The following is a 12,244-nucleotide window of genomic DNA, read 5'->3' as shown; positions in this document are numbered from 1 at the left end:
CGCTTTCTCAGCCCTTTCCGAGCAGCAGTCGGGCCTCGCCCACGGTGATGACCGAGCCCGTGACCAGCACGCCGCCGCCCGCGAACTCGCCCTCTTCCTCGGCCAGGGTGATCGCGGCCTCCAACGCGTCCGGCAGCCGCGGCTCCACCTGGACCCGTTCCTCCCCGAACACCTCCACGGCGACCGCCGCCAGCTCGTCCGCGTCCATCGCCCGGTGACTGGAGTTCTGGGTGACGACGACCTCGGCGAAGATCGGCTCGAAGGCCTCCAGCAGCCCGCGGACGTTCTTGTCGCCGCTCGCGCCCACCACGCCGATCAGCCGGCTGAAGTCAAAGGCCTCCGCGACCGCCTCCGCCGTGGCCCGCGCGCCCGCCGGGTTGTGCGCCGCGTCCAGGACGACGGTCGGCGAGCGCCGTACCACCTCAAGGCGGCCCGGCGAGGACACGGCCGCGAAGGCCCTGCGGACGGTGTCGATGTCCAACGGCACGGCGCGCTGCGCGCCGACGCCGAAGAACGCCTCCACCGCGGCCAGCGCCACGGCCGCGTTGTGCGCCTGGTAAGCGCCGTGCAGCGGGAGGTACACCTCCGGGTACTCGCCGCCGAGCCCGCGCAGCGTCAGCAGCTGGCCGCCGACCGCGACCTGCCGCGCCAGCACGCCGAACTCCAGGCCCTCACGGGCCACCGTCGCGTCGACCTCCACGGCCTTCTTCAGCAGCACCTGCGCCGCGTCCACCGGCTGCTGCGCCATGATCACGGTCGCGCCCTGCTTGATGATCCCGGCCTTCTCGGCGGCGATCTCCGCGTGGGTGAGGCCGAGCCGGTCGGTGTGGTCCAGGTCGATGGGCGTGACCACGGCGACGTCCCCGTCGATCACGTTCGTCGCGTCCCAGCTGCCGCCCATGCCCACCTCTACGACGGCCACGTCGACCGGCGCGTCCGCGAAGGCGGCGTACGCCATGCCGGTCAGCACCTCGAAGAAGGAGAGCCGGTACTCCTGCTGGGCGTCGACCATCTCGATGTACGGCTTGATGTCCCGGTACGTCTCGATGAACCGCTCGGCGGAGATCGGGGCGCCGTCGAGGCTGATCCGCTCGGTGATCGACTGGACGTGCGGCGAGGTGTAGCGGCCGGTACGCAGCTCGAAGGCGCCGAGCAGCGCCTCGATCATGCGGGCCGTGGACGTCTTGCCGTTGGTGCCCGTGATGTGGATCGACGGGTACGCCCGCTGTGGCTCCCCCAGCACGTCGACCAGCGCCGCGATGCGGGTGACGGAGGGTTCCAGCTTGGTCTCGCCCCAGCGGGTGGCCAGGTCCGCCTCGACCTCGCGCAGGGCCTTGTCGACCTCGGGGTCCGCCGGCCGGGCGGGTGCGTCGGTCTGGGCCGGGCCGCCCTGGGTGCGCAGGGTGCGGCTGCCGGCCTCGATCACCGCGAGGTCGGGGTCGCGGGAGGTCTCGGCCTCGATGATCTCGTCGAAGCCGTCGAAGCCGTCGCGGGGGTCGGGCTGGTCGTTCTCGTGCGGGACGTCGCTCACGGGGCCAAGTCTACGGACGCGCTGCGCCGGCTTCGGCGGTTGGGGGCGGCGGGGGCTGACTTGTGGGTGCGGGTGCGTTGTGGCTGGGCGTGCGGGTACGTCGTGGCTGGGCCTAGCTTGTGGGTGCGCGTGCGTCGTGGCTGGTCGCGCCGTTCCCCGCGCCCCTTCAGGCGGGCTTGGGGCGCCGGGCGCTGCGAGGCGACGGCATCTGCCGGGGGCGAGTGGCCGGGCATGGGCTGCGAGTGCGGGTGCGTCGTGGCTGGTCGCGCCGTTCCCCGCGCCCCTTCAGGCGGGCTTGGGGCGCCGTCGGCTTCAGTTCCCCGCGCCCCTTCATCTTTGGGTTTGGGGTGCGGGGAACTGTGGGGGGCTGGTCAGGCCGGGGGGAGGTTGTTCAGTTGGGTCTGGATTCGGGTGATGTCCTCGTCCGCCTTGGCCAAGCGGGTGCGGATCTTTTCGATCACCTGGTCCGGGGCCTTGGCCAGGAACGCCTCGTTGCCCAGCTTGGCCTGGGCCTGCTGGCGTTCCTTCTGCGCGGCGGCCAGGTCCTTGGCGAGCCGCTTGCGCTCGGCGGCCACATCGATCGTGCCGGACAGGTCCAGCGCGACCTCGGCGCCCGCGACCGACAGGGTCGCCGTGGCCGTGAAGGAGTCGCCCTCCGGCTGGAGGCGCAGAAGCTGGCGGATGGCCGCCTCGTGAGGGGCGAGAGGCGTGCCGTCCAGGGTGAGGCGGGCCGGGACCCGCTGCCCCGGCTGGAGGCCCTGGTCGGCGCGGAACCGGCGGACCTCGGTGATCACGGACTGCAGGGTCTCGATCTCCCCCTCGGCGCCCGCGTCCCGGAAGCCGCCCGGTGCGTCGGCACCGGGAACGGACACGGCCGTGGGCCAGTCGGCGATGACGACCGACTCGCCGCCGGTGAGGGTCGTCCACAGGGTCTCGGTGACGAAGGGGACGACCGGGTGCAGCAGCCTGAGGGTGACGTCCAGGACCTCGCCGAGGACGCGCTTGCTGACCTCGGCCGGCTCACCGCCCGCCTGGAAGGTGGTCTTGGACAGCTCGACGTACCAGTCGAAGACCTCGTCCCAGGCGAAGTGGAACAGCGCGTCGGAGAGCTTCGCGAACTGGAAGTCGTCGTAGTACGCGTCGACTTCGGCGACGACCGAGTTCAGGCGGGAGAGGATCCAGCGGTCCGTCGCGGACGTCCGCGACGCGTCCGGCAGCGGGCCCTCGACCGTGGCGCCGTTCATCAGCGCGAAACGGGTCGCGTTCCAGATCTTGTTGGCGAAGTTGCGCGAGCCCTGGACCCAGTCCTCGCCGATCGGCACGTCGACGCCGGGGTTGGCGCCGCGCGCCAGGGTGAAGCGGAGCGCGTCGGAGCCGTACTTGTCCATCCAGTCCAGCGGGTTGACCGCGTTGCCGAAGGACTTCGACATCTTCTTGCCGAACTGGTCGCGGACCATGCCGTGCAGGGCGATGGTGTGGAACGGCGGGGTGCCGTCCATCGCGTACAGGCCGAACATCATCATCCGGGCGACCCAGAAGAAGAGGATGTCGTAGCCGGTGACCAGGACGGAGTTCGGGTAGAACTTCGCGAGCGATTCGGTCTGTTCGGGCCAGCCCAGCGTGGAGAACGGCCACAGGCCGGAGGAGAACCAGGTGTCGAGGACATCCGTGTCCTGCGTCCAGCCCTCACCGGTGGGCGGCTGCTCGTCGGGGCCGACGCAGACGACCTCGCCGTCCGGGCCGTACCAGACCGGGATGCGGTGACCCCACCACAGCTGCCGCGAGATGCACCAGTCGTGGAGGTTGTCGACCCAGTCGAAGTACCGCTTCTCCATCTCCTGCGGGTGGATGGCGACCTTGCCCTCGCGGACGGCGTCACCGGCGGCCTTCGCCAGCGGGCCGACCTTGACCCACCACTGCATGGACAGGCGCGGCTCGATGGTGGTCTTGCAGCGCGAGCAGTGGCCGACGCTGTGGACGTACGGCCGCTTCTCGGCGACGATCCGGCCGTCGGCGCGCAGGGCACCGACGATGGCGGAGCGGGCCTCCAGGCGGTCCAGGCCCTGGAAGGGGCCGGAGACCGTGATGACGGCGTGCTCGTCCATCACGGCGATGGCGGGCAGGCCGTGCCGCTGGCCGATCTCGAAGTCGTTCGGGTCGTGGGCGGGGGTGACCTTGACGGCGCCGGTGCCGAACTCGGGGTCGACGTGCTCGTCGGCGACGACGGGGATGGAGCGGTCGGTGAGCGGCAGCTTGATGAGCTTGCCGACCAGGTGGCGGTAGCGCTCGTCGTCGGGGTGGACGGCGACCGCGGTGTCGCCGAGCATGGTCTCGGCCCGGGTCGTGGCGACGACGATGGTGTCGTCCCCGTCGCCGTACTTCATGGAGACCAGTTCGCCGTCGTCGTCCTGGTACTCGACCTCGATGTCGGAGATCGCTGTCAGGCACCGGGGACACCAGTTGATGATGCGCTCGGCGCGGTAGATCAGCTCGTCGTCGTAGAGCCGCTTGAAGATGGTCTGGACGGCCTGCGAAAGGCCCTCGTCCATCGTGAAGCGCTCACGGCTCCAGGCGACGCCGTCGCCCAGGCGCCGCATCTGGCCGCTGATCTGCCCGCCGGACTCGGCCTTCCACTGCCAGACGCGCTCGACGAAGGCCTCGCGGCCGAGGTCGTGCCGGGACTTGCCCTCCTTCGCCAGCTCCCGCTCGACGACGTTCTGGGTGGCGATGCCGGCGTGGTCCATGCCGGGCTGCCACAGCGTCTCGTGGCCCTGCATGCGCTTGCGGCGTGTGAGGGCGTCGATGAGGGTGTGCTCGAAGGCGTGCCCGAGGTGCAGGCTGCCGGTGACGTTCGGCGGCGGGATGACGATCGCGTACGGAGGCTTGTCGCTCTTCGCGTCGGCCTCGAAGTAACCGCGCTCTACCCAGCGCTCGTACAGCGGCCCCTCTACATCGGCCGGCGCGTACTGGGTCGGCAGTTCGGTGTCGGGCGCTGGTGGCTGCTGCTGAGCGTTCTCGGTCACGGGGGTCAGTTTAGAGGCGTCACGACCCAGTCCCGAAACGCGTTTGTTCTGTAACGGTGCGACCCCCGATGCGGTGCGCTTCCTGTGGCTGGGCGAGGATGTCAGGAACACATAAGCATCTGGAGGGGAACCCAGAAATGAGTCACAACCAGCCGGGCCCGTACGGCGGGCAGCCCCAGCAGCCTGGACCGTACGGCCAGCCGGGTCCCTACGGCCAGCCGCCGCAGGCACCCCAGCCCGGCTACGGCTACCCCCAGCAGCCGCCCGTACCGCAGCAGCAGCCGCCGCAGCACCCGCAGCCCGGTTACGGCTACCCGGGGCAGACCCCTCCGGCCCAGCCCGGCTACGGCTATCCGCAGCAGGGCGGGGTTCCCCCGCAGCAGAACCCGTACGGCCAGCAGCCCTACGGACAGCAGCCGTACGGCGGCCCGCAGCCCCCGGCCGCTGGCGGCGGCAAGAAGAAGACGGGCCTGGTCATCGGCGCGGTGGCCGTGGTGGCGGCCATCGCCGTCGGCGCCTACTTCGTGATCGGCCAGGGCGGCGGCAGCGGCTCGGACATCGCCGACGACGGCCCGCACAAGCTGATCACGCCGGAGACGGTGCTCACCGAGTACAAGAAGTCCGAGAGCGACAGCGACAGCATGTCGAAGAGCGACCTGAAGGACGCCGAGGCGTGGGGCGTCAAGGACCCCAAGGACGTCAGCGCCTCCTACACGGTGGAGGACAAGAACAACCCGCTGGGCGGCAAGCTCATCTCGTTCGGTGGCGTCTACGGTTCGATCGACGACCCGGAGCAGGCCGTGGACGGACTCTTCGCGGCCATGCAGAAGGAGTCCAAGGACGAGAACGTCACCTTCGAGGGAAGTCCCAAGGAGTACCAGCCCAGTTCGCTGGAGGGCGCGATCCTCAAGTGCCAGGGCGCGAGCATCGACAACTCCTCCAACGCCTCGTCGGGCATGGCGAAGAAGATGAACGTGACGTACTGCGTGTGGGGCGACCACAGCACCGTCGGCTTCGTGATGCCCATGGAGTACTCGGACATCGCCGCCGGCAAGGCCACCGACCCGGCGGCAGCGGCCGAGACGACGGCCAAGTTCCGCAAGGAAGTCCGCGTCAAGGTCTGACACCGCCGCCGCTTCCCCGGCCGCACAGCACACATAAGCCCCGGTCCTTCGCGGCCGGGGCTTTGCGCTGGGATGGGGTCGGGCTTCGGGCTACGCCGTTTTCTGTTCGCCCGGGCCGCGGCCGCGGGCGTCTCGGGGGATCAGGGTCGGGTTGACGTTCGACAGGACGACATCGGCCGTGATGACGACACGGGCCACGTCCTTGCGGGACGGCACCTCGTACATCACCGCCTGGAGGACCTCCTCCATGATGGCGCGCAGGCCACGGGCGCCGGTCTGCCGCAGGATCGCCTGGTCGGCGATGGCCTCCAGCGCCTCACGCTCGAAGTCCAGTTCCACACCGTCGAGTTCGAACAGCCGCTGGTACTGCTTCACCAGGGCGTTACGCGGCTCGACGAGGATCTGCAGCAGCGCCTTGCGGTCGAGGTTGTGGACCGAGGTGATGACCGGGAGACGGCCGATGAACTCGGGGATCATGCCGAACTTGACCAGGTCCTCCGGCATGACGTCCTCGAAGACGTCCTTGGACTCCAGCTCGCGCTTGGAGCGGATCGTCGCGCCGAAGCCGATGCCCTTGGCACCGGCCCGGGCCTCGATGATCTTCTCCAGGCCGGCGAAGGCACCGCCCACGATGAACAGCACGTTCGTCGTGTCGATCTGGATGAACTCCTGGTGCGGATGCTTGCGGCCGCCCTGCGGCGGCACCGAGGCGGTGGTGCCCTCCAGGATCTTCAGCAGGGCCTGCTGGACCCCCTCGCCCGAGACGTCCCGGGTGATCGAGGGGTTTTCACTCTTCCGCGCGACCTTGTCGATCTCGTCGATGTAGATGATCCCGGTCTCGGCCTTCTTGACGTCGTAGTCCGCCGCCTGGATCAGCTTGAGCAGGATGTTCTCGACGTCCTCGCCGACGTACCCCGCCTCCGTGAGCGCCGTGGCGTCGGCGATCGCGAAGGGGACGTTCAGCATGCGCGCGAGGGTCTGCGCGAGCAGGGTCTTGCCGGAGCCCGTGGGGCCCAGCAGGAGGATGTTGGACTTCGCCAACTCGATGGCGTCATCGCGGCCCTGGGCGCCGCCGTTCTCGCCCGCCTGGACCCGTTTGTAGTGGTTGTACACCGCGACGGACAGGGCCTTCTTCGCGGCCTCCTGGCCGACCACATAGCCCTCGAGGAACTCATAGATCTCGCGGGGCTTCGGCAGTTCCTCCCAGCGCACCTCGCTGGTCTCCGCCAGCTCCTCCTCGATGATCTCGTTGCAGAGGTCGATGCACTCGTCGCAGATGTACACACCGGGCCCTGCGATGAGCTTCTTGACCTGCTTCTGGCTCTTGCCGCAGAACGAGCACTTGAGCAGATCGCCGCCGTCACCGATGCGTGCCACGGTGTGCTTCCCCTTCGCCTGGGAGCCGCCTGGACGTCACAGGCCCAACGACTCCTGGTGCTGCCTTATGTCCGACGGTACCTTGCCGAGCCCCCCGTTCGGGCCCCCCTTGGCACGGTTCACTTTGACGTGAACCGCGCCAAGGGCGGTGAAGGAGGTCCCCTGCGCGCTCACCGCACGGGGGAGACCCGCGCTCCGCGTCAGCGGACGCTCTCGTTGTTCATCTTGCGGGTGGAGATGATCTGGTCCACCAGGCCGTACTGGAGTGCTTCCTCCGCCGTGAGGATCTTGTCGCGCTCGATGTCCTCGCGCACCTTCTCGATCGGCTGGTTGGAGTGCTTGGCCAGCATCTCCTCCAGCTGCGTACGCATCCGTGTGAACTCGTTCGCGATGATCTCCAGGTCGGAGAGCTGACCGCGGCCGGTGCTGCCGGCGGGCTGGTGGATCAGCACGCGCGAGTTCGGCAGCGCCATGCGCTTGCCCGGCGTACCCGCGGCGAGCAGGATGGCGGCCGCGGAGGCGGCCTGGCCCATGCACACCGTCTGGATGTCGGGCTTCACGAACTGCATCGTGTCGTAGATCGCCGTCAGGGCGGTCATGTCGCCACCGGGGCTGTTGATGTAGATCGAGATGTCCCGGTCCGGGTCCATCGACTCCAGGCACAGCAGCTGCGCCATGACGTCGTTGGCGGAGGCGTCGTCGATCTGGACGCCGAGGAAGATCACGCGCTCCTCGAAGAGCTTCGCGTACGGGTCGTACTCGCGGATGCCCTGGGAGGTGCGCTCCACGAAGCGCGGGATGACATAGCGGCTCTCGGGCCGGGGCCCGTCGTACTGGCCGCTGGCGGCGCCGGGGAAGTTGTTCATGAGGTTCACCGTCCTGGTGGCGTTCTGGGGGCTGGAGTCTCGGCGGTGCGGGGCGTGGCCGGGCCGGTCAGGCACCGGTGCCGCCGCCTCCCGGAACACCGGAGGCATGCGTGATGATCTCGTCGATGAGACCGTACTCCTTGGCCTCCTCCGGGGTGAACCAGCGGTCACGGTCGCCGTCCCGGACGATCGTTTCGACGGTCTGGCCGGAGTGCAGCGCGGTCAGCTCGGACATCGTCTTCTTGGTGCGCAGCAGGTACTGGGCCTGGATCTTGATGTCCGAGACCGTACCGCCGAGGCCCGCGGAGCCCTGGTGCATCATGATGTCCGTGTGCGGCAGGGCGAAGCGCTTGCCGGCGGTGCCGCCGGTGAGCAGGAACTGGCCCATCGAGGCCGCCATGCCCATCCCGATCGTGACCACGTCGTTCGGGATGTACTGCATGGTGTCGTAGATCGCCATGCCGGCCGTCACCGAACCGCCGGGGCTGTTGATGTAGAGGTAGACGTCCTTCGTCGGATCGGCGGCGAGGAGCAGCAGCTGCGCGGTGATCTTGTTCGCGATGTCGTCGTCGACCTGCTGGCCGAGGAAGATGATCCGCTCGCCGAGCAGCCGGTTGTAGACCTGGTCGCCGAGGCCGCCACCGATGGAGGGCTCGCCGGCGGCGGAGGGCATCAGATTCGTCACGTATCCACCTGCTCGTCTTACGACGGCGCCGGGCCGTCTCACGTGTTCCTGCGTAATCCTGCGTAATCCTGCCGGGGGCTTCGGGAGACTCCCCTGCCCTCGTATTCATGGACCCTAACGCGCGGGTCCCTTCGGGGAATCCCGTGGACGGGGGTGTTCGCCTCGGGCGTAGCGGGTGGCTCCGCCGGTTCGGCCGGGGGTGTGTGCGGCGTGGGGGTTCTGCTGGGGGCGGTGGTGCAGGTGCGTGGGGGCCGGGCGCGCAGTTCCCCGCGCCCCTCGGTGGGCTGGACCTGGGGCGACTCCAGGTTCCCGGGGGCGGCGGGCCTGTGCACGGTCGGGGATCAGTGGGGCGGGCTGTGCGGGTGCGTGGGGGCCGGGCGCGCAGTTCCCCGCGCCCCTCGGTGGGCTGGACCTGGGGCGACTCCAGGTTCCCGGGGGCGGGGGGCCTGTGCACGGTCGGGGATCGGTGGGGCGGGCTGTGCGGGTGCGTGGGGGCCGGGCGCGCAGTTCCCCGCGCCCCTCGGTGGGCTGGACCTGGTGGCTTTCCGCGTGGCTGTGGGGGACGGGAAGGGCCCCTGGGGGGTCCCAGGGGCCCTTTTGGCGGGGTGGGGGTCAGGACTTGGGGTCGTCCTCGGTGGGGGCCTCCGCGGCCTCCGTCTGGGCCGTGGTGGGGGCGGCCTCGGCCTCGGTCTCGTCCTCGTCCTCGTCGTCCAGGTCGATGATCTCGCCGTTGGTGTCCTTCACCGTGGCGGCCTCGACCACGACGGCCAGTGCCTTGCCGCGGGCGACCTCGCCGACCAGCAGCGGCACCTGGCCGCCCTCGACGACGGCCTGGGCGAACTGGTCGGGGGACATGCCGGAGGACGCCGCACGCCGCATGAGGTGCTCGGTCAGCTCCTCCTGGTTGACGTTGAGCTTCTCCTGCTTGACCAGCTCGTCGAGGACGAACTGGGTCTTGATGCCCTTGACCGCGGCCTCTTGGGTCTCGGTCTCGAACTCCTCGGCGGTCTTGCCCTGGAGTTCCAGGTACTTGTCGAGGGTGAGACCCATCTGGCCGAGCTGATGGTGCTCCAGGTTGTGCTTGCGGGTGTTGATCTCGTCTTCGAGCAGCTTCTCGGGGACCGGCACCTCGACCAGCTCAAGCAGCTTGTCCAGCACCCGCTCCTGGGCCTGCGTGGCCTGGTCGTACTGCTTCATGTTCGCGAGGCGCTTACGGCTGTCGGCGCGCAGCTCCTCAAGGGTGTCGAACTCGGAGGCGAGCTGCGCGAAGTCGTTGTCAAGCGCGGGCAGTTCGCGGGCGGCGACCTGGGTGACCTTGACGGTGACCTCGGCCGACTGACCCGCCGCGGAGCCGCCCTTCAGCTCGGAGGTGAAGGTGGTCTCGCCACCGGCCTCCAGGCCCGTGACGGCCTCGTCGATGCCCTCCAGCAGCTCACCGGAGCCGATCGTGTAGGACACGCCCTGCGCGACGCCGTCCTCCAGGACCTCGCCGTCGACCTTGGCCTCCAGGTCGACGGTGACGACGTCGCCGTCCTCGGCGGCGCGCTCGACCGGCGTGGTGGAGGCGAAGCGCTCACGGAGCTGCTCGACCGACTTGTCGATGTCCTCGTCGGTGACCTCGATGGCGTCGACCTCGACCTCGATACCCGAGTAGTCCGGGATCTCCAGGGCCGGGCGGATGTCGACCTCGGCGGTGAAGTTCAGCGTCTCGCCGTCCTTCAGCTCGGTGATGTCGACCTCGGGCTGGCCCAGCGGGTTCAGCTCGGCCTCGTTGACCGCGTCCGTGTAGAACTTGGGGAGCGCGTCGTTGACGGCCTCCTCCAGCACGGCGCCACGGCCGAACCGCTGGTCGATGATGCGGGCGGGAATCTTGCCCTTGCGAAAGCCCTTCACCGTGACCTGCTGGTTGATCTTCTTGTACGCCGCGTCGAGGCTGTCCTTGAGCTCCTCGAAGGGCACCTCGACAGTGAGCCGAACCCGGGTCGGGTTCAGGGTCTCCACGGCGCTCTTCACGGTTCGGTCTCCTTGTGGCTGACTTCTTGGGTTCTACCGGAGCCAGACAGGTCCGGCGGATTTCGCCGCCCGGAGGAGTTCGTAGGCCGAGTGGGCCGGGACACACGGGCGCGCAGCTTGCATAGTAACCGCAGCCGGTGAGCGCCCCAAAAGGCGATCACGAGGAAACACTCGGTCGGTGGTCGGGGTGGCGGGATTTGAACCCACGGCCTTCCGCTCCCAAAGCGGACGCGCTACCAAGCTGCGCCACACCCCGTCTGGTGCGACACGTAGGGTACATGCCCGAACCGGATGCGTCCGCAGGTTTACCGGCTCTCTCCGCCGGCGGCGTACCCACAGCCCCACACGTTGGCCTACGAGGTCCGTGACCCGCTACGATGCCTCCTGTGCCGCGGTCGCCCGATCAGCGGCACACCATGTGCGGGCGTAGCTCAATGGTAGAGCCCTAGTCTTCCAAACTAGCTACGCGGGTTCGATTCCCGTCGCCCGCTCTGTACGGCTGAGGCCCAGGTGAGAGGTGGTTTTCCTCTTCCTGGGCCTCAGGTAGTTCCGGGGGCTGATCAGGTGGTGGAGAGAGGCGCCGGGTGGGGACGACCGCGGCCGTGATCGTGGCGGCCGTGCTGCCGGCGGCTTGCGGCGGCGAAGAACACTCGGGCGCGAACGCGGAGGGCGGGGGCCGTTCGGCCGTGGCGGCGGACCGGGCCACGATGACTCCTGACGCGGTGCGGGACGACATCCGGACGGCTGTCGCCGCCGGGGGCTTCGGGCCACCGCGCTTCATCGCCGCGGAGGAACTGCTCAGTTCCTGCGGGGCGGGTGCCCTCGTGCGGGTCGGCACCAAGCCGGATCCGGAGGCCGTCGCCGAGGTCGTCACCGGGCTGAAGAACCGCGGCCGGCGCGAGGCGACGCGGCGCTCCTTCGCCGCCGGCAACGCTTGGGGGCTGGAGAAGAAGGGGTGGATCCTGAGCTTCGTCGCCGGAAGGGTCTCGGAGAAGGCCGTCTCCTTGGGACCGGCGGCGAACGGCAGGGCCGAGCCGAACCGTTCGAGGGGCTGGTGTTCCGAGGAGCGGGCCCGTGCAGCGTCCCTTCCGCCACCGCGTCGCCCTGATCTTCGACAGGGCGCTGCGAGGTTCGCTTCCCGTCGCCCGCTCTGTGGGGCTCAGGGCCAGGTCGGAGCGGCTTTCCTCGGCCTGGCCCGGGTGTTCCGCCGGTGTCCGGCCGACATCGGCCGGGGTAGTCCCTTCGGTCCTGAACAACCGAAGAACACCGGACGACGCCGATCCGCCCGCACCCCTGAGCCAGGGCGAACCGCCGCCCGGTTCACCGCCGGAAAGAGTGAATGGCCGGGCTCGGAGCCACCCCTCTGCCGCCGTGGGGCACTCTGACGGAAAACATCCCCCGATCAGAAGCTGATCGAGTTGATCGTCTCGGCTATCGAGTTGAGGAAGCGCTGGATGGACGGGGCCATGCCGCTCGACGCCAGGAAGAAGCCGAACAGTATGGCGACGATGGCGGGACCGGCCTTGATGTTCCCCCCTCGGATCAACACCACAAGGATGATCGCCAACATCAGCACCACAGACAGTGAAATGGCCACACTGATCACACCCTCGGTCGGTCCGCTC

At 69.3% G+C, this 12,244-nt stretch carries 8 protein-coding genes and 2 tRNA genes; 2 read left to right on the top strand and 8 right to left on the bottom strand.

The window, feature by feature from the left end; all coding sequences use genetic code 11:
• Window positions 1–7: 7 nt before the first annotated feature.
• Both folC and ABT245_RS08270 read right to left on the bottom strand, forming a co-directional pair.
• The gene (gene folC, locus ABT245_RS08275; protein WP_351730329.1) at window positions 8–1,531 is read right to left on the bottom strand and encodes a bifunctional tetrahydrofolate synthase/dihydrofolate synthase; all 1,524 of its coding nucleotides are present in this window, start codon (window positions 1,529–1,531) and stop codon (window positions 8–10) included.
• Window positions 1,532–1,902: 371 nt separating this feature from the next.
• Window positions 1,903–4,554: a valine--tRNA ligase gene (locus tag ABT245_RS08270; RefSeq protein WP_351730326.1), complete on the bottom strand. Its 2,652-nt coding sequence runs from the start codon at window positions 4,552–4,554 to the stop codon at window positions 1,903–1,905.
• Between the two features lie 137 nt (window positions 4,555–4,691).
• Between ABT245_RS08270 and ABT245_RS08265 the strand changes: the two genes are divergently transcribed.
• Entirely contained in the window at window positions 4,692–5,678 is a 987-nt protein-coding gene (locus tag ABT245_RS08265; protein ID WP_351730323.1) for a hypothetical protein, read from the top strand.
• A 90-nt stretch (window positions 5,679–5,768) separates the two neighbouring features.
• Here the strand turns inward: ABT245_RS08265 and clpX are convergent, their stop codons facing one another.
• From clpX to ABT245_RS08240, 5 genes are all read right to left on the bottom strand, one after another.
• Entirely contained in the window at window positions 5,769–7,055 is a 1,287-nt protein-coding gene (gene clpX / locus ABT245_RS08260) for an ATP-dependent Clp protease ATP-binding subunit ClpX (RefSeq protein ID WP_351730321.1), read from the bottom strand.
• Window positions 7,056–7,255: 200 nt separating this feature from the next.
• On the bottom strand, window positions 7,256–7,921 hold the full coding sequence (locus ABT245_RS08255; protein WP_351730318.1) for an ATP-dependent Clp protease proteolytic subunit: 666 nt from the start codon (window positions 7,919–7,921) through the stop codon (window positions 7,256–7,258).
• A gap of 67 nt (window positions 7,922–7,988) precedes the next feature.
• Window positions 7,989–8,594 (bottom strand): ATP-dependent Clp protease proteolytic subunit, encoded by a 606-nt coding sequence (locus ABT245_RS08250; RefSeq protein WP_351730689.1) that lies wholly within the window; start codon window positions 8,592–8,594, stop codon window positions 7,989–7,991.
• Between the two features lie 624 nt (window positions 8,595–9,218).
• Window positions 9,219–10,619: a trigger factor gene (gene tig / locus ABT245_RS08245; RefSeq protein ID WP_351730315.1), complete on the bottom strand. Its 1,401-nt coding sequence runs from the start codon at window positions 10,617–10,619 to the stop codon at window positions 9,219–9,221.
• A gap of 179 nt (window positions 10,620–10,798) precedes the next feature.
• Window positions 10,799–10,875, bottom strand: a tRNA-Pro gene (locus ABT245_RS08240).
• A gap of 164 nt (window positions 10,876–11,039) precedes the next feature.
• On the opposite strand from ABT245_RS08240, the gene ABT245_RS08235 reads away from it, so the two are divergent.
• Window positions 11,040–11,110 (top strand) — tRNA-Gly (locus ABT245_RS08235).
• A 911-nt stretch (window positions 11,111–12,021) separates the two neighbouring features.
• On the opposite strand, the gene ABT245_RS08230 is transcribed toward ABT245_RS08235, so the two are convergent.
• Window positions 12,022–12,216, bottom strand: a complete 195-nt coding sequence (locus ABT245_RS08230) for a hypothetical protein (RefSeq protein ID WP_351730312.1) — start codon at window positions 12,214–12,216, stop codon at window positions 12,022–12,024.
• Window positions 12,217–12,244 lie beyond the last annotated feature (28 nt).

The sequence above is a fragment of the Streptomyces sp. NPDC001508 genome, from assembly GCF_040298665.1.
Taxonomy (GTDB): Bacteria; Actinomycetota; Actinomycetes; order Streptomycetales; family Streptomycetaceae; genus Streptomyces.
Note: the sequence above shows the minus strand (reverse complement) of the source record. Positions and strands in the feature narration are given on the sequence as shown.